The organism is Streptomyces hilarionis, from assembly GCF_024539675.1.
GTDB classification, from domain to species: domain Bacteria; phylum Actinomycetota; class Actinomycetes; order Streptomycetales; family Streptomycetaceae; genus Streptomyces; species Streptomyces hilarionis.
In genome coordinates this window covers 53,038-74,093 of the sequence record NZ_JAHHIT010000036.1, presented here as the reverse complement: position 1 = coordinate 74,093, position 21,056 = coordinate 53,038, and the positions used below count along the sequence as shown (strand labels likewise).

Genomic DNA, 21,056 nt, shown 5'->3' with positions numbered 1-21,056 from the left:
CCCCCCCCCCCCCCGCCGACGCGCATGGACGCCCTTCCCGCACCCGGGGGTTCGTTCAAACCCTTTCATTTAGCGGTCAACAGTGAACTACGGCCCTGACGGGCGGCATATCGGATATATCGTCGTCTCCTTCCGGGGTGGGACGAGGGAGACGTGGCCGTGGGCGAGGGTGCGGAGGGCGCGAGGTCCGGGCGGTCGGCGTCCGGTCTGGGGCAGCTGGAGCAGTCGCTGGCGGTGGCCGCCGACCTGGCCGGGCTGACGGAGGCGCTGGCGCGGGGGTGCGCGTGGATGGGGCTGGTGGGCTGGGCGCTGATGCTCTTCCAAAGGGACGGCACGCACCTGTTTCCCTGTGCGCTGGCCGGGCTGGGCAAGCGCTGGCAACCGCCGCTGCGGCCGCTGTCCACGCAGGAGGCATGGCCGGTGGGCCGGGCGGCACTCGGGCAGGAATGCGTCGACTGCGGGACGCCGCGCCCCTACCCCCTGCCGGCGAAGGCCGGAACAGCGGCCTGGATGGTGCTGCCGCTGGCCAAGGGCCAGGGCGTGGCGGTGGCCCTGCGTCCCGGCCTCACCGCCTTCGGGCCCTCGGAGCTGGACTACCTGCGCGATGCAGTATCCCTGCTGGACCGCTATCTGCCCGGGGTGCAGCGGACCGGCCATGCGGAACAGTCCCTCCCCCGCCTGACGCAACGTTCCGCCGGCGCCTTCCGCCTCGACCTCGCCGACGAGAGCGTGGAGGGCGACGAGATCTTCGCCCGCCAGCACGCTCTGCCCGGGCCGGGCCGGTTCCCGCTGGCCGACATCCTGCGCCGCGTCCCCGCCCAGGACCTCCCCCGGATCGAAGAGATCCTGCACCACCTGCGGGAAAGGCCCGGCACCTTCGAGGCCGCCTACCGCCTGACCCTGGACGGCGGTCACACACGCCACCTGCGCGCCCACTGCACCAGCAGCTCGGGCGGAACCGACCAGCCCATGACCGTGAGCGGACACGTCACGGACATCACCACGGACACGCACCGGACGGACGCGCGCGAAACCCTGCTGCGCGAGCAGCTCCGCCGCGCCGACCGCATGATCTCCCTCGCGGCCAGCGCCGCCAGCGCGAGCGGCACCCGGGAAGTGGCCGCCGCGGCCTGCGAAGCCCTGGCCGTCTTCGGCGCCGACGCCCTGGTCATCGCCGACGCCCGCCACGGCCACACCCATGTCGTCACCGCCGTCGGCTACGACGACGAGCACCGCGCCGCCGTCGACCACATCTCGCTCACCGCGCGTGCCCCGCTCACCGACGCCCTGCGCAACCAGGAAGCGCACTTCATCCCCTCCCACCACAACCTGGTCGCCGCCTACCCGCACTACGCAGCCGCCCTGCCCCGCCTCAAACGCCAGGCCTGGGCCGCCATACCGCTCCCGCTGGCGGACCCCAGCACCCCGGCGGCCTGCATGTTCTCCTTCAACCGCCCGCACGCCTTCCAGCCCGCGGACCAGCCCTTGCTCATCGCCGCCGCAGCCCTGCTGGGCCGCGCCCTGGAGCGCTGCCGCACCTACGACACCGAACACGAACGCGCCGTGCGTCTCCAGCGCAGCCTGCTGCCCACACACCTGCCCCAGCACCCCGCCCTGCACCTGGCCGCCTCCTACCACCCCGCCGCCCCCCAAGCCCACGCCGGAGGCGACTGGTACGACGCCTTCCCCCTCCCGGACGGGCGCATCGCCCTGACCATCGGCGACGTCGAAGGCCACCACACCAAAGCCGCCGCCCTCATGGGCCGTCTGCGCACCACCTTGCGCGCCTACGCCGCCCTGACCCCCAACCCTGCCGCCGTCCTGCGCCGCACCAACGCCCTCCTCACCGCCGACAACGACGCCGACCCCGATCACGCCCTCCTGGCCACCTGCTGCCTCATCGCCCTCGACCCCGACACCGGCCGCGTGGACGTCGCCACCGCCGCCCACCCCACACCCCTCATCCACACCCCCGACGACCTGCCCGAGACCCGCATCGCCCCCGGCCTGCCCCTCGGCATCGTCCGCGACACCCGCTACCCGACCACCCGCCTCACCCTCCCGCCCCACAGCAGAGTGCTGCTGCACACCGACGGACTCACCGACACCCCCCACACCGACCCCGACCACGCCCGCGACCGCCTTCGCCGCCTGCTGGCCGCCACCGCCCACGACGCGGCGGCCCTCGCCCTGCACCAGATCACCACCAGCTGCATCGTCACCCCCCACCCCCACGACGACTCCGCTCTTCTCCTCGCCCATCTCGTCCCCGCCGGACGACAGTGACGGCCACGGCAGCGTCGCGAAGCCGATGACCGCGCAGTCCACGGGGCACCCGGGTGGCGGCACCCGAGGACCGGCACCTCACCCATCGGGTGCAGACCTCATCCGTGGACGGGGTTCGCACGGAATGCAGGGTGGCCGGTCATTTCACCCAGGAGAGGGGCATCCATGCCTTCACACGAGACGACTCCCACGGAATCGGTGTGGGAGTACCCGCGGCCGCCCGCCCTGCGCCACGACCCCCGCCGCGTCGTCGTCGCATGCGCCGGCGAGATCCTCGCCGACACCGTGCACGCCCTGAAGATCATGGAGACCAGCCACCCGCCCGTGTTCTACGTGCCCCCGGGCGACGTCCGTACAGACCTTCTGCGGCCCGCTGCCCGCCATACCTGGTGCGAGTGGAAGGGCGGCGCCGACTACTGGGACGTCGTAGTGGGATCGGATGTCCGCGCGCTGGCCGCCTGGAGTTACCCCGACCCGCGGCCGCCCTACGAGGAGCTCGCCCACCACTTCGCCTTCTACGCGGGCCGCGTGGACCGCTGCACCGTCGACGGCCACACGGTGCAGGCACAAGAAGGCGACTTCTACGGAGGCTGGATCACCCCCGAGGTCCGAGGGCCGTTCAAGGGAGGAGCCGGCACCCGCACCTGGTGACGGGACCGGACCGGCGCCATCCGCTCGGACCGTCCGCGCGGCCGGGCGCCGGCCGGCGGTCGACGAGCCCCCGCGCTCGCGTCCGCCGGCTCCGGCCGCTCCACCGGCGCGGCTCGACCGTCAGCGGGCGACGGAGATCGCGAAGGGGGTGAATCCGGTGGAGCGGATGACGTGCGGGACGAAGAGGATCGCGGCCTCCGTGGCGCGGGCCGTCCGGATCCCGCCGAGGTCGGTGATCCATTCCTTCTGCCAGCCGAGGTCGGTGAGCAGCTCGCCGACGGTCTCCTTGGCCTGCGCGTCTTCGCCGGAGAGGAACACGGTCGGCGTCTGGCCGAGGATGGCGGGCGAGGTCATCACCGGGAAGAGCATGGTGTTGAGCGTCTTGACGACGCGTGTTTCGGGGAGCGCTTCCTGGAGTTGTTCGGCCAGGCTCGAGCCGGGATAGATCAGATCGGCGGGCAGTCCGTCCGGTCCGTCGGTGGTGGCGTTGGAGACGTCGACGAGGATCTTGCCCCGGAGTTCTTCACGCAGAGCGGCGAGCCGGTCCAGGGAACCGGCGCCCGGAGTGGCGTTGATGACGATCCGGGCAGTCCGGGCGGCGTCGGCGGCCGCGCCCGGCGTGCGGTCCGCCACGGTCACCTCGTGTCCGGCCCCGGCGAGGGCTGCGGCGAGATTGCCGCCGACGCGGCCGTTTCCGAGAACTGCGATGGTGGTCATGATGATCAGGTCCTTCCGTGCGTGCGGGTTGTGGTGCGCGGTCAGCGCGAGAGCGTGGACACGGCCTGGGCGTGGACGTCCGGCGCGGCGGCCAGGAAGCTCTGGCTCCGGGGGGTCCAGGGGCGGCCCTCGGCGTCGGAGATCCGTCCGCCCGCCTCGGTGACGAGCAGCGCTCCGGGGAGCAGGTCCGCGCGGGCGCCGGCGAACTGCCAGAAGGCGTCGATCCGGCCGGCGGCCACGTTCAGCAGGTGCAGGGTCGCGGGCACGGCGACGCGGACGACGAGCGCGTCGAAGAGCATCGCGGTGATCGAGGAGCCGACCTGCCGTACGACGGTCTCGTCCTCGTCCGGCCGGGCCTGGCTGGTGGCCACGATGCTCAGGCCGAGGTCGGCGGTCCGGGAGACGTGCAGCGGCCGGCCGTCGAGGTGGGCGCCCGCGCCGGTGAGGGCAGTGTAGGTCTCGCCGGTCAACGGCAGGTGCACCACGGTGAGCACCGGCTGGTTCTCCCGCACGAGCGTGGCGGTCACCGCCCACTCCGGCAGGGCGTGCAGGTGGTTGACGTTGCCCTCGGCCGGATCCACGACCCACCACTCGCCGGCCGGCAGCGCACCGCCGTCCAGTTCGTCCTCCACCCAGCCGGCCTGCGGGCGCAGACGCGTGAGACGGGGACGCAGGATGTCGAGGGCCAGGTCGTCGTTGACCGCCAGCGCGCGCATCAGCTCTTCGCGGCTCTCGTAGCGGACCACCTCGCCGAAGCGCTCGCGCAGCGCCGAACCCGCCTCGCGCACGGCGATCGCGGTCTGGGCGAGCAGGTCGGCGTCGGAGGCGTCGGCGTCGGTGGTCTGGAGCGTTTCGGACATGGCGATGTTCCCGTCTGAGGAGGGGTGTTGAGCCCGGTCGAGGGCCGAACCGCGCGGTGCTTCCTGCGCTTTCGCCTCAACGGTAGGCAGCCCGACGATTAACTTCAAATGCATGTCAGGCACGCCTAGGATGACTCTCATGCAACTGGATTTGAACCTGCTCGCCGCGCTCGACGCGCTGCTGGAAGAGGGCAGCGTGGCCGGCGCGGCGGCGCGCCTGCATGTCACCGCCCCCGCCATGAGCCGGAGTCTGGGACGGATCCGGCGCACGACCGGGGATCAGATCCTCGTGCGCACCGGCCGCACGATGACCCCGACCCCGTACGCCATCGCCGTCCGGGAACAGGTGCACGAACTGCTCCACCAGGTCCAGGGGGTGCTCGCGCCGAGCCGTGAGCTCGATCTGGCAACGCTGGAGCGCACGTTCACACTCCGCTGGCACGATTCCCTCGTCGCCCTGAGCGGTCCCGCACTGCTCGACGCCGTACGCGCACAGGCGCCGGGTGTGCGACTGCGCTTCGTCGCGGAATCCAGCGGCGACACCCCCGAACTGCGGCGCGGCGAGGTCGACCTGGAGGCCAACGCCAACCGCCCGGCCGCACCCGACATCCGTGCCGAGAGCGTGGGCGAGACCCGCCTCGTCATCGTCGCGCGGCAGGGACACCCCCTCACCCGCCTCGGAACGCCCACCCCACAGCAGTACGCGGCCGCTGACCACGTCACGGTCTCGCGACGGGGAAACCTCGCCAACGCCATCGACGACGCCCTCGCCCGGATCGGCCTCACCCGCCGCGTGGTGGCGACCGCCCCCACGGAAGCGGCCGCCCTGGAGTTCGCGCGCGGCTCCGACATCCTGGTCAGCGTGCCCGAGGCCACCACGCGGTCAGCGGTCGTTGACCTCGGCCTGGTCGTGCTCCCGCTCCCCCTCGAACTGCCGTCGGCGCCCATATACCTGTCATGGCATCAGCGCTACGACACCGATCACGCCCACACCTGGCTACGCAAACTGGCGCACACCGCGCTGACCACGTCGGGGGCGGCGACGTAGCCGGCGCCGTCCGGCCGCTCCATTCAAACGTCCACAGCCCGCGCGGCCGTCACCACCATCCGCCGGCCGTCAACAGCGGCTGTCCGTCGGTGTGCGCTGGACCGGGCGGACGGCCGGCGCGACGCCTCCGAGCCCCACCGCACATCTCCCGTGGAGCGATCGCGGTGAACCAGCCCAACTGACCCCGCTGACGCGGGGCATGCCTGCCGGTGTCCGTCCGGACTCGGTTCACGCCTCGTCGCGGTGGGTGAGGCGGCCGTCGGTGAGCCGCCAGTGGCGCTGGTGAGACGTCAGTCGCCAGGTCTCGTCGGCCGCGATCGCCTGCGTGATCCATGTGTGCAGTCGCGGAAGTGCCTGCGCTCGAAGAACGGTTCGGGTGGCGGCGCGCTCGGTGGCGTCGACCGGGTGGACGTCTATGCGGAAGCCGACCGTGTCCGGGTGGATCCCCCGGCCGTGGTTGCGGGGCTCCGGAGCGATCCACGCTGCTCCCAGGACGATGGCGCCGCTGTCGTTCCCCGTGAGAAACCGCAACTCCGTGACATGGCTCATATACGGGCCAAGACACTCCTCGACGTCGGCGGTGGTCAGAGGCCAGGCGCGGTGCCGGGGCAGTCTTCGATTTCGTGCGGACATGGCACGCAGGATGACAGAGGTCCGGCGCCGCCCCTCACGGGTTTGTTCGGCGGCCTGCGTCAGCAGCACCCGGCCGGAGTCCGCGCGGCGGATGCGACGTGAGATCGACGAGCGCGCGACCACGTGCTGCGATCGCCTTGGCGTCTTCCGTGAGAGGGGACAACCCGTTCGACCCGGCAGCCCGGGTTCCGCCTACTTCCGCAACCGGAACGATCTGCAACACCGGTCCGCTCACAGGGCGGAGCCTGACCAGCCGGGGCCGCCCCTGTCGCATGACATCGGGGTGCACGCGTCGCATCGGAGGAAGGGCCGTGTTTCGGGAATCCCGCTTGCTGACTTCCCGCCTTCCCTCGGAATGCCGCAGCGGAGTGGCCGAAAAGCTCTCGTGAGGTTGCCGCGGCTGCTGGTTCACTGCGCGGATGGACGACATCCCGGACGCGAAACACGGCAGAACTGTGGGCGGAACAGCTCCGCAGGAACGCCGTGTTCAGCGCTCGACCATGGGCGCCGACCGTCGCCCGGGCGAGGCCGGCGGCTTCGAGGCCGTGACCACATGCGCCACATCATGGTCATCGCACGGGCCGACTCATCGCCGACTCACACCCATTGCCACGCTGATCGGGGCAGTCCACAGTGAGCGAACCCCGGGGGAGCTCGTGAACCGACCGCTGCTCTTCCTCGACGTGGACGGCCCACTCAACCCTTACGCGGCTCAGCCGGAGAGACGTCCTGACGGCTACACCACCATCAGAGTTCCCCGGAACGACACCTACGAGGGCGATGGCGGCTTCCCGTTCCGACGACGCCCTCTACGCGTCTGGCTCAACCCGGAGCACGGACGCGTCCTGCTTCACCTCGGCTTCGAACTGTGCTGGGCCACCACGTGGATGGACGACGCCAACCGGTGGATCGCACCGGTCCTCGGCCTTCCGGAACTCCCTTTCGTCGACTTCGGCGACGTGCTGCGCCAAGAGCGCCCTGACGGAGTCCACTGGAAGACCGGGCCACTGGTGGACTACGCGGGCGGCCGTCCGTTCGCCTGGGTGGACGACGAACAGAGCGACCTGGATCGGGCGTACGTGGCCGCCCACCATCAAGGGCCCGGACTCCTCCACCACGTGAACCCTCGTATCGGCCTACGGGAGAACGACTTCCGCGCCCTCGCCGACTTCGCCGACTCTCCGCACACCTGGCGAGCCAACGGCTGAGCGCCTCACCTGAAACCGCGGAGGACCCATCCGGAGGTCCGGCCGACGCCCGTCGTACACCGCACCGAGGACGTCCGGCAAAGCTCCGTGCACACAAAGCCGACGACTACAACCACCTGCCCCCTGGGGCTCCGTAAGGCGGCCAACCCGTTCACCGGTTCCCCACCCCGGCACAAGGGCCGCCCCGGGCTCGGTGAACCTCGTGATCAGGACCTGCCCAGCAGGCCTCGCACGCTCAGGCGTCGCCGTTCGGAGCTGCCTGCGCCCTCTGACGTCCCTCTGACGGGGACGATTCGGTCGGGCGGGCCCAGACCTGAAGTCTGGATCCAGTTCAGGCCGGTCACATGGCCGGCGGCGATGAGTTCCCGCTCCTGCCCGGGTGGAGAGAGCGTGCTGTCGTACCTCTGAGCCATGCCCTCCCCGGTATCCGCGAACAGGTACAGCTCGGCGTGGATCCGGCCGTCGTGCACCCACTCGTGCCGCACGACAGGCTTGCGGAGGATCGTCTCGAACCACTGGGCTGCCCGCTCGGCATGTTCCTCGGGGGAGCCGGTGACCTCGATCGAGTACGACGTCGGCCGCTCCGGCAGGAAGTGCAACGGATTGTCCAGCCGGTCGCCGCGCATGGTCGAACCGGTGACGTGGACTCCGAAGTCGGCCAGCGAGAGCCGCGACGTCCCCAGCGTGACGACTGCCAAGAGCGACGAGTCGTCTTCGGGCCTTCCCACCCAGCTGGACGCGAAGGGCACGTCCCAGCGCTCCGCGAGGGCTCGGAGCCTCGTCGCGAAGGCGAGCTCAGCCTCGTCGAACTCCCACTCGTCGACAGGCCCGTCGATCTCGAACCACGGGTTTTCAGGCACCCGGCCACTGTAGAACGGTTCAGGTTGCGGGCTGCTCGGCACGTCGGACATGGGGACGACCCGTCGAACCGGCGTCGGGCCGGCGTCTGGCCGAGCACTGTTCTGAGGCCATGGGCCATGGGCCATGGGCCATGGCGAGCGGCGCCGCGCATCAGTGTGTCCGGACCCCCAGACTCGCCCGCTTCGGCCGCCTGACTCGCAGGCCCTCCCGAGGGGTGGGGCTCGGGCTCCGGGCCACGGAATACTCGGATGAAACGGCAGTTGGCCCGCCCTTAGGATCCTCGTTCGACGCGCTGACACGGTGACCTGCCGACAGTCGGCACCCAGCGGACCCAGGATGTGTGGCGCTATGAGCAGAGCCGACTCTTCGCAATCTCCTTCGACGCCCACCGGCCAGACCGCCTGGCGCACTTCTGGTCGGGCGTGCTGGGCCTGGCGCGAGCCGACGACGGTGAGGACGGCGTCGCCCTGCTGCCCGGGAATGCCGCCGGCTACCGCGTCGGCTTCCGTCCCACTCCGGTGCAGAAGGCCGCCCAGAACCGGCTGCACTTCGACCTGACCAGTTCTTCCCTGAAGGACCAGCAGGAGACCGTGGCCAGGGCGCTCGCCCTCGGTGCGCGGCACGCCGACGTCGGCCAGGGAGCGGACGCGTCCCACGTGGTCCTCGCCGATCCCGAGGACAACGAGTTCTGTGTCCTCGAGCCCGGCAACAAGTTCCTCGCGGGCTGCGGCTTCATGGGGGCACTCGCCTGCGATGGTTCGCAGGCCGTGGGCTACTTCTGGAGCAGGGCGCTGGGCTGGCCGCTGGTCTGGGACCAGGACGAGGAGACGGCCGTTCAGTCGCCGAGCGGCGGCACGAAGCTCACGTGGGGCGGTCCCCCGTACATGCCGGACGCCGGCAAGGACCTCCACTTCGAGCTCGCGCCGGACGGCGAGCAGGAAGCGGAGGTCGAGCGGTTGCTCTCCCTCGGGGCGACTCGGCTCGACTCCGCCCCCGGCGGGGACGACGCCGTGCTGCTGGCCGACCCGGACGGCACCATGTTCCGCGTGCTCACGCACCGGTAATCCGCAGCCGCGGCTCGGTAGGCGATCACCCTCTTGGGCGCGCGGTCCTCGCCGCACCGCGCCGGCGGTGGGAGGCACCCGCCATGCCCATGCCCGTCCCGTCCCCCTCAGGGCCGCAGGCCCTCCCGCCGGAGGGCGACCCTGGACAGGTCGGCGATGACCTGCTGGTCCGCGCGTCGCCAGGCGTCGGCGAGGCCACCCGGCGGGGCCGGGATCGCGGCGAGGTCGCGCTGCGGTCCGGTGAGCGCGCGCAGTGCGAGCAGGTCGGCGCCGCCGGGATCGTCCAGGAGGCGCTGGGTCGTCGCGGCGCGGCGGATCCAGCGCACGCGCGGGGGCAGCCACAGGACCAGCACGAAGGCGGTGGCGAGGACGATCAGGGCTACGGCGGTCAGGGTGGCCGCGCGGCCCACGGTGTCCTGTAGGGACTGTCCTGCGTCGGAGAGACTGTTGCCGGCTTCCGCGGCGGACTGGAGCGGTTTCTTCAGGGAGTCTCCGACGAAGGGCACTTTCGAGGCCGCGTCGCCCGCGTCGTCAAGACTGGAGGCGAGGCCGTCGCCCGCGCTCTGCGCCTTCCGGCCCGGTTCGGCGAGCAGGTTGATCGCGTCGTGCACGGCCAGAGCGAACTTCACCGCGGCCGCGATCAGGGCCAGCGCGATCAGATCCGCGAGTACCTGTCGGCTGCGACGCTTCGGGGTCTGGGCGTAGAGGCGCATGGGCGTGCTCCTGTCTCGTCGCAAGCATCGAGGTGGGCGCGGCTGACGGCAGGTGAATGCGACTCCGGCGGGGAGCCCGGAGGGGGCACTCGACCGTACGTGGGGTACGTGGAACTCGACTCTTCCACTGCTACCCGCAAGGGGCCGTCTTGTCCTGCCGGGTCTCCGACTCGGTTGGCCGGTCGTCGACTTGCGCTCGCCGGACCGAGGCGAAGGCCGTGGCGAGCCGGTCCAGCAGGGGCGCTGCGCGGGGGTGGGGGTCGCGGCGGGGTGTGATCGCGTAGACGCCTCTGGTCGGAGGTCCGACGAGGGGCACGGTCGTGACGTCGGCCCGCAGTGCGCGGGTCAGGGCTCCGGGTATCAGCGCGACGGCGTGGCCGGTGGCGACCAGGGCCAGTTTGCCGGGGAGATCGGCGGCGGTGAGGTCGATGCGGGCGCTGACTCCGGCACGGGCGGCGTGCTGACGCAGGAGTGCCGCCGAGCCGTCGTTGTCCTCGACCCAGGGCTCGCCCGCCAGCGTCTCCACGCGCACCGGTCCGCGCCCGGCCAGCGGGTGGCCGAGGGGCAGCACGACGACCATCTCGTCCAGTCCGAGGAAGCGGCGTGCGACGCGTTGGTCGACGGTCAGTCCCGGCGGGGCGTCGGTGACGACGGCGATGTCGAGGTCACCGGCGATCACGCGGTCGTGCAGTTGTGCGCTCAGGCCGGGAAGGAGACTCCACCGCACCGGTCCGGTCTCCTCCAGCAGGCCGCGGACCGCCTCGGGGACGATGCCCGCGGCGAGTGACGGCGTCGCTCCGACGGCCAGGGGCCGGTCATCCACCCCGTCGCGGACGTCCCGGACCGCGCGCACCGCCCGGTCGGCCTCCTTGAGCGTGGCCAGGGCGTGGCGGCGGAACACCTCGCCGGCCGGCGTCGGACGCACGCCGCGTGCATGGCGCTCCACCAGCGGCACGCCGAGTCGCCGCTCCAGACCGGCGATCTGCCGGGAGACGGCCGACTGCGTGTGATGGAGCTCGGCGGCCGCCGCCGACAGCGACCCGAGCCGGCACACCGTCACGAAGGTCCGCCACACCGTCAGTTCCATGGCGTCAGTATGACCAGCGGCCGGTATGCGCGTCTCGCAGAGGAACCCTGCGCAATCTGCGCTTGTCGCAGTCCTCGGGCTGGAGCACTGTGGCGCCCATGACCACACCGCACACGATCGCCGTCCTCGGCCTCGGCCGCATGGGCCGGGCGATCGCCACCCGGCTGGCCTCCCGGGGCTGGGACGTCGTCGGCTGGACGCGCTCCGGACGCACACCGGACGCAGTCAGGAAGACCAGCGATCCGCACGACGCCGTGGCGAAGGCCGACCTCGTGCTCCTGGCGTTGTTCGACGGCCCTGCCTGCCGGGAGGTCCTCGACGACGTCCGTGACTCACTGCGTGCGGGGGCAGTGGTGGTGAACACCGGCACCGTGTCCCCCGCCGAGGCCTCGGAGCCGGCCCGGCGCCTCGGTCCGGCGTACGTCCACGCGCCGGTGCTCGGATCCGTCCCGGCCGCCGCCGGAGCGCTGCGTATCCTCGCCGCCGCCGAGCAGGACACCCTCGACCGCGTCCGACCGGTGCTGGAAGCGCTGGGCACCGTCCGGCACGTCGGTGACGCCTCCACCGCCGCCGCGCTGAAGCTGGTCGCCAACAGCGGCCTCGCCGGCGCGGTCCTCGCGCTGCGTGACTCGCTGCGGCACGCCGATGCCCTCGGTCTGCCTCGTGCCGAGGTGCTGGACGTCCTCGAACTCGGCCGACTCGGCGGGTTCGTGACATGTAGAGGGTCCTTCCTCGCCGATGGGTCGGCCGCGGGCACGGCCGAGTTCACCATCGGCGCGCCGGCCAAGGACATGGCCTTGCCGGCGGCCGCGTCCTCCGTCCCCTTGCGCAGCGCGGTCGGCCTGGCCGGCTCCCCTGCCGACGCCGAGGCCGACATCGCCGTGGCCGCCACGACCCCCGCCGCCAAGGACGGCGTAATAGAGCCACTGCGCGCCTACATCCGTGGACACGCCACCGGCGACGCCGCCCATTTCCGCGAGGCGTTCCTTCCCGGCGCCCACATCGAGGGAATACGGGACGGGGTGTTCGTCTCCTGGCCTTTGGACGAGTACTGCGCCCTCTTCCGGGGCCGGCCCGCCCCGGACGAACCGACCCGCTCCCGTCGCGTCGACGCCCTCGACGTCCACGGCACCGTCGCGACCGCGACCATGACCCTCGCGCACGGTGCGGACACCTTCACCGACGTCTTCCTGCTGGTGTGCGCCGACGGCAGGTGGCGCATCGCGAACAAGGCCTATCACCGACACCCCTGAGGGGCCACGGGCTACTTGTCCACCAGTGACATGTGGTGCGCGTTGTAGCGGTCTCCCTGGACCCCGATCCGTCCGGCGAGTCCGTCGAGGTCAGAAAGTTCGTCCGCGGAGAGCGGGACGCGCGTGGCGCCGGCGTTCTCCTCGATGCGCGCGGTGTGCCGGGTTCCGGGGATCGGCACGATCGACGGGTGCCGGGCGAGCAGCCAGGCGAGGGCGACCTGTCCCGGTGTGGCGTCCTTGGCCGTCGCGAGGGCGGCGATGTGCTCGACGAGGGTCTGGTTCGCCGCCCTGTTCTCGGCTGTGAAGCGCGGGATGGCGGTGCGGACGTCGTCGGCCGCGAACGCCGTCGAGGCGTCCACGGCTCCGGTCAGGAACCCCTTGCCGAGTGGGCTGAACGGCACGAATCCGATGCCGAGGGCCGTGCACGTGGGCAGCACCTCCGGTTCGGGGTCCCGGGTCCACAGCGAGTACTCGCTCTGCACGGCCGTCACCGGGTGGACGGCGTGGGCGCGCCGGATCGTCCGGGCGCTGGCCTCCGACAGTCCGAAGCAGCGGACCTTGCCCTCCCGCACGAGCTCGCCCACCGTGCCCGCGACGTCCTCGACGGGCACCTGCGGGTCGACGCGGTGCTGGTAGAACAGGTCGATCCTCTCGACCCCCAGCCGTTCGAGCGAGGCCGTCGCGACGGCGCGGATCTGTTCGGGCCGGCTGTTCAGACCGGCGGGCCGGCCGTCCTCGATGCGGAATCCGAACTTGGTGGCGATGACCACCTGGTCGCGCACCGGGGCCAGGGCCTCCCCGACGAGTTCCTCGTTGACGTAGGGGCCGTACACCTCTGCGGTGTCGAAGAACGTCACTCCCAGATCCACGGCGCTGCGGAGCACGGCGATCATGTCGTCCCGGTCACCGGGGTTGGGGCCGTAGCTCTGGGACATGCCCATGGCGCCGAGGCCGACGGCCGAGACCCGCAGGTCGCTTCCGAGTGTTCGCGTGTGCATTCTTCCTCCTCGTGGATGTCCAGCAAGTGGTCACTGCTGCCGCACGGCGTCGGGCACGGGGGGCCGCCTGCGCAGGGACGACCCGTGGTCAGGGGTGTGGGCGTCGGGAGCAGCGGCTGCTGCGTCTACTCCGCCTGTTCGCCTCCGGTCAGCCGGACCTCTTCGTTGTCCAGGGCCGCCTGGAGGCGGCGCAGCACGGTGTCGTCGATCTGTGCCTCGTCCCTCAGGCGGACGACGGTCGCGCGTTTGGTGGAGATGAGGGCGAGGCGGAGGTCGGTGTAGTGGCGGTTGTGGAGCAGGGCGGGGTCGTCGTCGGTGCCCGCGCCTCGTGCGCGTACGGTCGCCAGGCCGGCCTCGTACTCCTGGCGCAGCCACTCCATGACCTTGGGGGTTGTGCCCAGTTGGGCCGCGAGCTCAGGAAGCGCCTTGATGGCCTCCTCGGTCGCCGTGGTCTCGGCGAGGATCTGTTCGTCGTCGACGGAGGTGTCGCGGGGCAGCCTGGCCCAGCGCACCACGCCCGGCAGGAGCAGCCCCTGCACCACGAGGGTCACCACGATGACGCCGGAGGTGACGAAGACGATGAAGGCGCGGTCGGGGAAGGGGGCTCCGGAGTCGAGGGTCTCGGGCACCGACAGGGCGACGGCCAGGGACACCGCGCCACGGAACCCCGCCAGCCCGCTGACGACACGGGCTCGGTCGCTTATCCGCCGCAGTCGCTGTTCGGGACGGCGGTCGATCGCGCGGATCAGGTAGGCGGAGGAGAAGAGGAACGCGAACCGGACGGCGACCAGGACCACGCTGACGGCCCCGATCGCGATGAGGGCGTCCGTGAGGTCGGACCGGCTCAAGTGGTGCAGCGCGTACTGCAGTTCCACCCCCACCAGGACGAACAGGGCGCCGTTGATGATGAACGTGGCCAGCGGCCAGAACGCCAGAGCCTGACGGCGGTGTTCGGCGCGGATGAGGCCGGGCGCCACCTGGGCCATGATCAGGCCGCTCACCACGACCGCGAGGACGCCCGAGGCGTGGATCAACTCCGCCAGCAGGTAGGCCGTGAACGGCGCGAGGATCATGACGAGGTTGCCGAGGAGGGGATCGTCCAGTCGGCGGCGCAGGTTCATGTTGACCCAGGCCACCGCGACGCCGACCGCGGCTCCGCCACCGTACGCGAGCAGGAACAGCGCGCCCGCATGCGGAAGGGTGAGGTGCTCCTCCCCCACCGTGATGCCGACCGCCAGGCCGTAGATCACCAGCGCCGTGCCGTCGTTGACGAGGCTCTCCGCACGCAGGACCGTGATCTGACGACGGGGCAGGGAACCCGCCAGGGCGCTCACCGCGGTGGCGTCGGTGGGCGCCACGGCCGCGCCCAGCGCCCACGCCGGCCCCCACGGCAGCCCGAGCGCGTGCCCGGCGACCGCGACCGCCCCCGCGGTGAGGATCACCAGCACGGTGCTGAGCAGGACGATGCCGCGCAGGTTCGAGCGGATCTCCCGCATCGACGTGGTCAGGCTCTCCCAGTACAGAAGTACCGGAAGGAAGAGCAACAACACCACATCGGGCGGGAGTTGGGTCTGGCGGACGGCCGGGACGAGGCCGATGAGGGCGCCCAGGACCAGGAGCACCACGGGTGGTGCGACGCGGAAGCGCTGTCCCAGGAAGTTCCCCGCCAGCACCGCCGCACCCAGGACGACGACGAGTTCGAGACCGAGCATGACACCTACTCCGGTGCGGCGCCGGCCGAAGACAGCGGCTCAGTGGGTTGCATGGGGACCGTCCTGGTCGTCCGTCGTGGTCATTCGGGCAGCGGCCGCAGCGTCGTGGGACGGGCCGCCACCAGGGGATCGACGTACGCGGGGCTGACGGCCGGCTGGTGACGCTCCCCGCCCAGGGCGTCCGGGCCGGATCGCCCGGGGTCGTCGGCCGGTCACGGACGCAGCAGCGTCTTGACGGCGCGGCGCTCGTCCATCGCCTTGTACCCTTCGGCCGCCTCGTCCAGGGGCAGGGTGAGGTCGAAGACCCGGCCCGGGTCGATACGACCGTCGAAGACACGGTCGATGAGGTCGGGGAGGTAGGCGCGCACCGGCGCGGGGCCACCGCGCAGGCCGACGTGGGAGAAGAAGAGCTCCTGGCCGTCGATCCGCGTGCCGTGCGGGAAGCCGACGAAGCCGAGGTTGCCGCCCGGCCGCGCGGACAGCAGGCCCTGGTGCATCGACTCCTGTGTGCCGACGCATTCGAGGACCGAGTCGGCGCCGACGCCGCCCGTCAGCTCCTTGACGCGGGCGACGCCTTCCGCACCGCGCTCGGTGACGATGTCGGTGGCGCCGAACGCCAGGGCCAGCCTCTGCCGGGGCTCGTGCCGGCTCATGGCGATGATCCGCTCGGCGCCCAGTTCCTTCGCGGCGATGACCCCGGACAGGCCGACCGCGCCGTCACCGACGACGACGGCCGTGGAACCGGGCCCGACGTCGGCGGCCCTGGCCGCGTACCAGCCGGTGCCCATGACGTCGGACAGGGTGAGCAGGCTCGGGATCAGGGCCTCGTCCGGCTGCTCCGGGGTGGCGACCAGGGTGCCGTCGGCGAGCGGGATGCGGACGTACTCGGCCTGGGCGCCGTTGACCCACTGCGCGTGCCGGCAGGAGGTCTGGTACCCGGCCCGGCAGATCGGGCAGACGTTGTCGGAGGCCACGAAGGAACCGATGACGAACTGTCCCGGCCGGACGGTCGACACGTCGCTGCCGACCTCCTCGACGACGCCGACGTACTCGTGGCCGATCGGCTGTGGTTCGGCGACCGGCAGGACGCCCCGGTAGCTCCACAGGTCGGAGCCGCACACGCAGGTGGCGACGGTGCGGACGACGGCGTCCGTGGGGGCCGTGATCTTCGGCTCGGGGGCGTTCTCCACCCGGACGTCACCGGGCGCGTGAAGGATGGTTGCTCGCATGGTGTCTTCCCGGCTCTCGTCGTGACCGTCGTGCTGCCGCGGGCGTCCGACGGCGGTGCGTGTGCGTGTGCGGGGGGGGGAGCCCGTGGTGTGGGCGGCGAGGAAGGCGTCAGCCCGACTGGTCGGCCTTCTCCACGATCTCCTTGAGCTGCGTCATCGCGGTCATGGCGTTGGGCCAGCCGGCGTAGAACGCCAGGTGGGTGATGACCTCGATCAGTTCGTCCCGCGTGACACCGTTCTCCAGCGCCTTGCCCAGGTGGAAGCCCAGCTGGTCGGCTCGGTACAGCGAGGCCAGAGCCGTGACGGTGACGAGGCTGCGGTCGCGCGGGGACAGGCCCGGCCGCTCCCAGACGTCGCCGAACAGGACGGTGTCGGTCATTTCCGCGAGCTTGGGGGCGAACTCCTGGATGGCCGGTGGCGCGAACTTCTTCCGTTCCGACATGAGACGGTGCTCCTGGCGTGGTGGTGGGTGGGGGGATTTCCAGCAGGGCGCTCGGCATTTCGGTCGCCGAGCACTCCACCGACCTTGTCCCTTTCCCGGGAACCCGCAAAGGGGAGAATTCTCTCCGGGGAACCGCTTATCCAGGGGGTGAATCCTTCCCCTCCTCCCCGTGGCCGAGTGATGCCACACTCGCGTCATGACCGGCGACGCGCACCCTCATGAGCTGGGAGAATTCCTCAAGGCGCGAAGGGCCGGACTGACTCCGTGCGCTGTCGGCCTGCCCGACACCGCCGGCCGACGTGTGCCAGGCCTGCGCAGGGAGGAGGTCGCCCTGCTCGCCTCGATCAGCACCGAGCACTACACGCGGCTGGAGCAGGGCCGCGTCCGGCCGTCCGCATCAGTGCTGACGGCCCTCTCGCATGTCCTGCGCCTGTCCGCTCCCCAGCGCGATCACCTGTTCGAGCTGGCGGCGAGCGGCACGCACCGGCGTCGGCGCCCGCCGGCTCAGAAGGTTCACCCGCAGCTCAGACGCATCCTGGAAGAGCTGACGACGATCCCCGCCCTCGTCATCGGCCGGCGCCTGGACATCCTCGCCTGGAATCCCCCGGCGGCGGCCTTGCTCACCGACTTCGACAAGATCCCGGCCGACAAGCGCAACTACGCGCGGCTGATGTTCACCGACCCCGCCTTCCGGGACCTCTGCCTCGACTGGCGGACGAACGCCCGGACCTGTGTGACCCAGCTGAGGCTGGAGGCCGCCCGGCACCCCGGCGACCCCGGGCTGGCCGCACTCGTCGGCGGCCTGTCGGTCGCCGACGCCGACTTCCGGCGCTGGTGGGCGGGACGCCAGACGCACGGTCTGCGTATGGGCACGAAGAGGCTGCGCCACCCGGTCGTCGGGGATCTCGTCCTCGACTGGGACAGCCTGACCTGCACGGCCGATCCCACCCAGAAGCTGCTGCTCGCGACCGCCGATCCCGGGACCCCCTCCCACGACGGGCTGGTGTTCCTGGCGTCATGGACAGCGAACCCGGACCAGCCCGCACAAGGTGCGGCAGCGTGAGGCGGGCACCGAGGGCCGGCCCTGGTGGGGGCGTGGGAGAGCGGGCTCAGGTGGCCGCGTCGGATTCCGTCGGCGTGCGGTGGGCGGTCCAGGAGGCGAGGAGGCGCAGCCCGTCGTGGGACGTGGTCCCGGGTTCGGCGTTCCACACGATGATGTGCTGGTCGGGGTCGGTGCCGCAGGTGAGCGTGTTCCAGTCGAGCGTCAGCTCGCCCACGACCGGGTGGCGCAGCTTCTTGACGCCGCTGCCCCGCATGGCGACGTCGTGCTCGGTCCACCACTGCCGGAACTGCGCGTCGCGGGCGGAGAGTTCCTCGACGAGTGCGGTGAGCGGCTGGTCGTCGGGGTAGCGCGCGCTCTCCATGCGCAGCTGGGCGATGGCCAGCCGGGTGACCTCCTCCCAGTCGACGTACAGCTCGCGCATCCAGGGTTCGGTGAACAGCAGCCGGACGAACACCCGCTCCTGCTCGGGGTAGCGCCCGAAATCGGTCCACAGGGCGGCGGCGAGCCGGTTCCAGCCGAGGATGTCGGTGCACCGGCCGATGACGAAGGCGGGGGAGGTCGTCAGGTCGTCGAGCATGCGCTGTAGCTGCGGGTCCACCCGCTGGCGTTCGCGGTACGCGGCCGGGCGCACCCGCTCCTTCGCCGCGAGGTCGAAGAGGTAGGTGCGCTGGGCGTCGTTCAGACGGAGCACCTGGGCGATCTCGTCGAGGAGGGGCGCCGAGGCCTGGAGCCGGCCTTGCTCGATGCGCGTGTAGTACTCGGTGCTGATCGCGGCGAGGAGCGCCACCTCCTCACGCCGCAGCCCCTTCACCCGCCGCCGTTGCCCGCCGCGCAGACCGACATCGGAGGGGGTGAGCTCGGCGCGGCGGGCCTTGAGGAACTCACCCAGCTCGTTCAGATGCGGGTTGCGCTTCATGACCTTCAGCCTCGCACAGGGCGGCGCATCCTGTGAGGGGGACAGATCCTTCCCCTGGCTGACCGGCGCGGTGGGGGTGATGATCCCCCGGGGTCCTGTGCGGTCCCGCGGTCCTGTGCGGTCCCGCGGTCCTGCGGTGCGGCCGCCACCCGCCACAGGGGCGCCGAGCCTGTGGCGGAAGGATCGTCAGCCGAGGGCCTTGACCAGTTCCCGGGCGAGGGGCGTGGCCGAGTAGGGGTTCTGGCCGGTGTAGAGAGTGCGGTCGACCTGGACGTGCGGGGTGAACGGGTCGGCCTCGCGGTAGTCGGCCTTGAGATCGCCCACGAGGCGGTCCTGGAGCAGCCACTTCGCGCGGTCCGCGAGACCGTTCTGCTTTTCCTCGGCGTTGGACAGCCCCGTCAGGCGGTAGCCCGCAAAGGGGGACGAGCCGTCAGGGCCGATGGTGGCCAGCAGTGCCGCGGGGCCGTGGCAGACCAGGGACACCGGCTTGCCGGAGGCGAGCCACTCGGTGAGCAGTCTGCCGGAGGCGGCGTCGTCGGGCAGGTCCTCCATCGGGCCCCAGCCGCCGGGGTAGAACACGGCGGCGTAGTCGTCGATGTTCACGTCCTCGACGCGCATCGGGTGCGCCAGCTCGGTCGCCTCCCGCAGTGCCGTGCGCATGCGCTCGGCGCCTTCCTCGCCGCCGTTGAACTCGGCGGTGAGGCTGAGGACGTCGGCAGTCGGCGGAACACCGCCGGGGGTCGCGGCCGCGATCTCGTACCCGGCCTCCTTGAAGACGGCGTACGGGCCGAGGGCCTCCTCGGCCCAGAAACCGGCCGGCTGGCGGGTGCCGTCGGCCAGCGTCCAGTGGTCGGACGCGGTGATCACGAAGAGGATCTTCGCCATGGGGAGCTCCTGACGGGTGGGTGAGTCAGCCCTTGAGGGCTTCCTGGAGGACGTGGCTGTCCGCGGTCTGCCGCATCTGCACGGCCTGACCGTCCCGGACGGTCCACAGGTGGACGAACCGGACGTCGGCCTTCTTTCCGGCCTTGGTCTCGGCGTGGTAGTGGCCGTAGACGAAGACGTGGCCCGCCTCGTCCGCGTAGAACTCCTCGGGCACCGCGCCGAAGGACTCGTAGTTCGGCATCGTCCTGCCGAAGAAGTCCTCGGCCACGCTGTCCCAGCCGCGGTAGACGCCGCTGTTCGGGAACCCGGGGGTGATGTCCCAGACGAAGTCCGCGGCCATCGCCTCCTCGGTGACCTCGGGTGCCATACGGGACTCGTAGATCCGGCGGACGAGGGCGAGGCTCGGGGAATCGGACATGGCGCACTCCTTGCGGGGGCGGGGCGGGGTGGGGCCGGTGGCGATCGCCTGGGGGCGGATGAGGCAGGAAGGGAGGGGCCGGCGGACTACAGAACGGCGAAGAACTCCACCATCTTGGTGATGGCCTGATCCACGTAGTCGGGGACGTCGTACAGGGCGATGTGCGTCGCGCCGTCGACGACGAAAAGTTCCTTCGGACCGTTGGAGAGCTCGTACGCCTGGTCGCTGAACACCTTGGTGTCCGCCCTGCTCCCCGCGATGAGGAGCAGCGGCTGGGTCAGCAGTTCGGGGATCTGGTCGAACGCCGAGAAGGCGTACATCCTGTCCATGCCGGTCAGCAGGAAACGACCCTGCGAACGGGGGTGCCGGCCGCGCGGGGTCCGGTAGTAGTCGTATCCCTCACGCAGGAGGTCCGGGGTGTCGTCGCCGATCTCCTCCAGCGTCTCCGGGACGAACGGGGCGTAGGCGGGTTCCGCTCCCCTCGCCTCCGCGGTGCGCTGCTGGGCCACCGTCTCGAGGGTCCTGATCTGCTCGGCGACCGGAGACAGGTGCCCCAGGAAGCCCCGGGAGCCCTCGCCCATCGGCGCCGCGCTGACGGTGGCGACCGCCTTGAAGCGGCGTTCCGTCTGGGCCACGCTGATCGCGTAGCCGCCGCCGGCGCAGATGCCGAAGACGCCCATCCGCTCGGTGTCGACGTACGGCAGGGTGGTGAGGAAGTCCGCCGCGCAGCGGGCGTCCTCCACTCTGGCCGTCGGGTCCTCCAGCAGACGCGGTTCGCCGCCGCTCTCTCCCTGGTAGGAGGAGTCGTAGACCACGCTGACGAATCCATGGGCGGCCAGCCGCCTCGCGTACTCGCCGATGGTCTGTTCCTTCACGCCGCCCGCGGGGTGAATTCCGACGAGGGCCGGGTATTTCTTTTCCTCGTCGAAGGCGTCCGGCAGGTGAAGGTGTCCCGCGATGTCCACTGCCTTGTTCTTGAATGAAACGGTCTCGACCATGGCGCCTGTCCCCT

Annotated in this window: 21 protein-coding genes; 7 read left to right on the top strand and 14 right to left on the bottom strand. The window is 71.4% G+C overall.

What is annotated here, in order from left to right; all coding sequences use genetic code 11:
* Positions 1–159 precede the first annotated feature (159 nt).
* Together KMS84_RS41090 and KMS84_RS06120 are read left to right on the top strand one after the other, a co-directional pair.
* Positions 160–2,286 carry a PP2C family protein-serine/threonine phosphatase gene (locus tag KMS84_RS41090; RefSeq protein WP_256915022.1) on the top strand — a complete coding sequence of 709 codons (2,127 nt, stop codon included), beginning with the start codon at positions 160–162 and terminating at the stop codon, positions 2,284–2,286.
* Positions 2,287–2,451: 165 nt separating this feature from the next.
* Entirely contained in the window at positions 2,452–2,937 is a 486-nt protein-coding gene (locus tag KMS84_RS06120) for a DUF427 domain-containing protein (RefSeq protein ID WP_256915021.1), read from the top strand.
* A 120-nt stretch (positions 2,938–3,057) separates the two neighbouring features.
* Here KMS84_RS06120 and KMS84_RS06115 read toward each other — a convergent pair whose 3' ends face one another.
* On the bottom strand, positions 3,058–3,654 hold the full coding sequence (locus KMS84_RS06115; RefSeq protein WP_256915020.1) for an NADPH-dependent F420 reductase: 597 nt from the start codon (positions 3,652–3,654) through the stop codon (positions 3,058–3,060).
* A 41-nt stretch (positions 3,655–3,695) separates the two neighbouring features.
* Positions 3,696–4,514, bottom strand: a complete 819-nt coding sequence (locus KMS84_RS06110; protein WP_256915019.1) for an inositol monophosphatase family protein — start codon at positions 4,512–4,514, stop codon at positions 3,696–3,698.
* A 139-nt stretch (positions 4,515–4,653) separates the two neighbouring features.
* Between KMS84_RS06110 and KMS84_RS06105 the strand changes: the two genes are divergently transcribed.
* On the top strand, positions 4,654–5,562 hold the full coding sequence (locus tag KMS84_RS06105) for a LysR family transcriptional regulator (RefSeq protein ID WP_256915018.1): 909 nt from the start codon (positions 4,654–4,656) through the stop codon (positions 5,560–5,562).
* A 228-nt stretch (positions 5,563–5,790) separates the two neighbouring features.
* On the opposite strand, the gene KMS84_RS06100 is transcribed toward KMS84_RS06105, so the two are convergent.
* Positions 5,791–6,195, bottom strand: a complete 405-nt coding sequence (locus tag KMS84_RS06100; protein ID WP_256915017.1) for a hypothetical protein — start codon at positions 6,193–6,195, stop codon at positions 5,791–5,793.
* 656 nt (positions 6,196–6,851) lie between these two features.
* On the opposite strand from KMS84_RS06100, the gene KMS84_RS06095 reads away from it, so the two are divergent.
* Positions 6,852–7,403: a hypothetical protein gene (locus KMS84_RS06095; protein WP_256915016.1), complete on the top strand. Its 552-nt coding sequence runs from the start codon at positions 6,852–6,854 to the stop codon at positions 7,401–7,403.
* A 206-nt stretch (positions 7,404–7,609) separates the two neighbouring features.
* On the opposite strand, the gene KMS84_RS06090 is transcribed toward KMS84_RS06095, so the two are convergent.
* Positions 7,610–8,314, bottom strand: coding sequence for a hypothetical protein (locus KMS84_RS06090; protein WP_256915015.1), 705 nt, complete (start codon positions 8,312–8,314; stop codon positions 7,610–7,612).
* Between the two features lie 288 nt (positions 8,315–8,602).
* Between KMS84_RS06090 and KMS84_RS06085 the strand changes: the two genes are divergently transcribed.
* Positions 8,603–9,328, top strand: a complete 726-nt coding sequence (locus KMS84_RS06085) for a VOC family protein (RefSeq protein WP_256915014.1) — start codon at positions 8,603–8,605, stop codon at positions 9,326–9,328.
* A 107-nt stretch (positions 9,329–9,435) separates the two neighbouring features.
* Here KMS84_RS06085 and KMS84_RS06080 read toward each other — a convergent pair whose 3' ends face one another.
* Both KMS84_RS06080 and KMS84_RS06075 read right to left on the bottom strand, forming a co-directional pair.
* Positions 9,436–10,041, bottom strand: a complete 606-nt coding sequence (locus tag KMS84_RS06080; RefSeq protein WP_256915013.1) for a hypothetical protein — start codon at positions 10,039–10,041, stop codon at positions 9,436–9,438.
* Positions 10,042–10,171: 130 nt separating this feature from the next.
* Positions 10,172–11,128, bottom strand: coding sequence for a LysR family transcriptional regulator (locus KMS84_RS06075; RefSeq protein WP_256915012.1), 957 nt, complete (start codon positions 11,126–11,128; stop codon positions 10,172–10,174).
* Between the two features lie 98 nt (positions 11,129–11,226).
* Here KMS84_RS06075 and KMS84_RS06070 point away from each other — a divergent pair, with 98 nt between their 5' ends.
* Complete coding sequence (locus KMS84_RS06070; protein WP_256915011.1) at positions 11,227–12,381, top strand: nuclear transport factor 2 family protein; 1,155 nt, start codon at positions 11,227–11,229, stop codon at positions 12,379–12,381.
* An 11-nt stretch (positions 12,382–12,392) separates the two neighbouring features.
* On the opposite strand, the gene KMS84_RS06065 is transcribed toward KMS84_RS06070, so the two are convergent.
* The 4 genes from KMS84_RS06065 to KMS84_RS06050 all read right to left on the bottom strand — a co-directional run bounded on the left by KMS84_RS06065 (position 12,393) and on the right by KMS84_RS06050 (position 16,762).
* Complete coding sequence (locus tag KMS84_RS06065; RefSeq protein WP_256915010.1) at positions 12,393–13,379, bottom strand: aldo/keto reductase; 987 nt, start codon at positions 13,377–13,379, stop codon at positions 12,393–12,395.
* Positions 13,380–13,504: 125 nt separating this feature from the next.
* A complete protein-coding gene (locus KMS84_RS06060) occupies positions 13,505–15,091 on the bottom strand; it encodes a Na+/H+ antiporter (protein ID WP_256915009.1) in 1,587 nt (528 codons plus the stop codon).
* A 212-nt stretch (positions 15,092–15,303) separates the two neighbouring features.
* Positions 15,304–16,320 carry a zinc-dependent alcohol dehydrogenase family protein gene (locus KMS84_RS06055; RefSeq protein WP_256915008.1) on the bottom strand — a complete coding sequence of 339 codons (1,017 nt, stop codon included), beginning with the start codon at positions 16,318–16,320 and terminating at the stop codon, positions 15,304–15,306.
* Between the two features lie 109 nt (positions 16,321–16,429).
* Positions 16,430–16,762 (bottom strand): carboxymuconolactone decarboxylase family protein, encoded by a 333-nt coding sequence (locus KMS84_RS06050; RefSeq protein WP_256915007.1) that lies wholly within the window; start codon positions 16,760–16,762, stop codon positions 16,430–16,432.
* A gap of 196 nt (positions 16,763–16,958) precedes the next feature.
* Here KMS84_RS06050 and KMS84_RS06045 point away from each other — a divergent pair, with 196 nt between their 5' ends.
* Complete coding sequence (locus KMS84_RS06045; RefSeq protein ID WP_256915006.1) at positions 16,959–17,825, top strand: helix-turn-helix domain-containing protein; 867 nt, start codon at positions 16,959–16,961, stop codon at positions 17,823–17,825.
* 46 nt (positions 17,826–17,871) lie between these two features.
* Here KMS84_RS06045 and KMS84_RS06040 read toward each other — a convergent pair whose 3' ends face one another.
* The 4 genes from KMS84_RS06040 to KMS84_RS06025 form a co-directional block, all read right to left on the bottom strand.
* A complete protein-coding gene (locus tag KMS84_RS06040; RefSeq protein WP_256915005.1) occupies positions 17,872–18,741 on the bottom strand; it encodes a helix-turn-helix domain-containing protein in 870 nt (289 codons plus the stop codon).
* A 186-nt stretch (positions 18,742–18,927) separates the two neighbouring features.
* Complete coding sequence (locus KMS84_RS06035; RefSeq protein WP_256915004.1) at positions 18,928–19,626, bottom strand: type 1 glutamine amidotransferase domain-containing protein; 699 nt, start codon at positions 19,624–19,626, stop codon at positions 18,928–18,930.
* Between the two features lie 25 nt (positions 19,627–19,651).
* Positions 19,652–20,044, bottom strand: a complete 393-nt coding sequence (locus KMS84_RS06030) for a nuclear transport factor 2 family protein (RefSeq protein WP_256915003.1) — start codon at positions 20,042–20,044, stop codon at positions 19,652–19,654.
* Between the two features lie 86 nt (positions 20,045–20,130).
* Complete coding sequence (locus KMS84_RS06025; protein ID WP_256915002.1) at positions 20,131–21,042, bottom strand: alpha/beta hydrolase; 912 nt, start codon at positions 21,040–21,042, stop codon at positions 20,131–20,133.
* Between the last annotated feature and the right edge of the window lie 14 nt (positions 21,043–21,056).

What these genes read in the sequence shown, in the direction of transcription:
- KMS84_RS06045 (WP_256915006.1), top strand. Translation starts at nt 16,959, where the DNA reads ATGACCGGCGACGCGCACCCTCATGAGCTGGGAGAATTCCTCAAGGCG.
- KMS84_RS06055 (WP_256915008.1), bottom strand. Translation starts at nt 16,320, where the DNA reads ATGCGAGCAACCATCCTTCACGCGCCCGGTGACGTCCGGGTGGAGAAC.
- KMS84_RS06080 (WP_256915013.1), bottom strand. Translation starts at nt 10,041, where the DNA reads ATGCGCCTCTACGCCCAGACCCCGAAGCGTCGCAGCCGACAGGTACTC.
- KMS84_RS06075 (WP_256915012.1), bottom strand. Translation starts at nt 11,128, where the DNA reads ATGGAACTGACGGTGTGGCGGACCTTCGTGACGGTGTGCCGGCTCGGG.
- KMS84_RS06100 (WP_256915017.1), bottom strand. Translation starts at nt 6,195, where the DNA reads ATGTCCGCACGAAATCGAAGACTGCCCCGGCACCGCGCCTGGCCTCTG.
- KMS84_RS06050 (WP_256915007.1), bottom strand. Translation starts at nt 16,762, where the DNA reads ATGTCGGAACGGAAGAAGTTCGCGCCACCGGCCATCCAGGAGTTCGCC.
- KMS84_RS06120 (WP_256915021.1), top strand. Translation starts at nt 2,452, where the DNA reads ATGCCTTCACACGAGACGACTCCCACGGAATCGGTGTGGGAGTACCCG.
- KMS84_RS06035 (WP_256915004.1), bottom strand. Translation starts at nt 19,626, where the DNA reads ATGGCGAAGATCCTCTTCGTGATCACCGCGTCCGACCACTGGACGCTG.
- KMS84_RS06065 (WP_256915010.1), bottom strand. Translation starts at nt 13,379, where the DNA reads ATGCACACGCGAACACTCGGAAGCGACCTGCGGGTCTCGGCCGTCGGC.
- KMS84_RS06070 (WP_256915011.1), top strand. Translation starts at nt 11,227, where the DNA reads ATGACCACACCGCACACGATCGCCGTCCTCGGCCTCGGCCGCATGGGC.
- KMS84_RS06105 (WP_256915018.1), top strand. Translation starts at nt 4,654, where the DNA reads ATGCAACTGGATTTGAACCTGCTCGCCGCGCTCGACGCGCTGCTGGAA.
- KMS84_RS06040 (WP_256915005.1), bottom strand. Translation starts at nt 18,741, where the DNA reads ATGAAGCGCAACCCGCATCTGAACGAGCTGGGTGAGTTCCTCAAGGCC.
- KMS84_RS06030 (WP_256915003.1), bottom strand. Translation starts at nt 20,044, where the DNA reads ATGTCCGATTCCCCGAGCCTCGCCCTCGTCCGCCGGATCTACGAGTCC.
- KMS84_RS06060 (WP_256915009.1), bottom strand. Translation starts at nt 15,091, where the DNA reads ATGCTCGGTCTCGAACTCGTCGTCGTCCTGGGTGCGGCGGTGCTGGCG.
- KMS84_RS06115 (WP_256915020.1), bottom strand. Translation starts at nt 3,654, where the DNA reads ATGACCACCATCGCAGTTCTCGGAAACGGCCGCGTCGGCGGCAATCTC.
- KMS84_RS06090 (WP_256915015.1), bottom strand. Translation starts at nt 8,314, where the DNA reads ATGTCCGACGTGCCGAGCAGCCCGCAACCTGAACCGTTCTACAGTGGC.
- KMS84_RS06025 (WP_256915002.1), bottom strand. Translation starts at nt 21,042, where the DNA reads ATGGTCGAGACCGTTTCATTCAAGAACAAGGCAGTGGACATCGCGGGA.
- KMS84_RS06110 (WP_256915019.1), bottom strand. Translation starts at nt 4,514, where the DNA reads ATGTCCGAAACGCTCCAGACCACCGACGCCGACGCCTCCGACGCCGAC.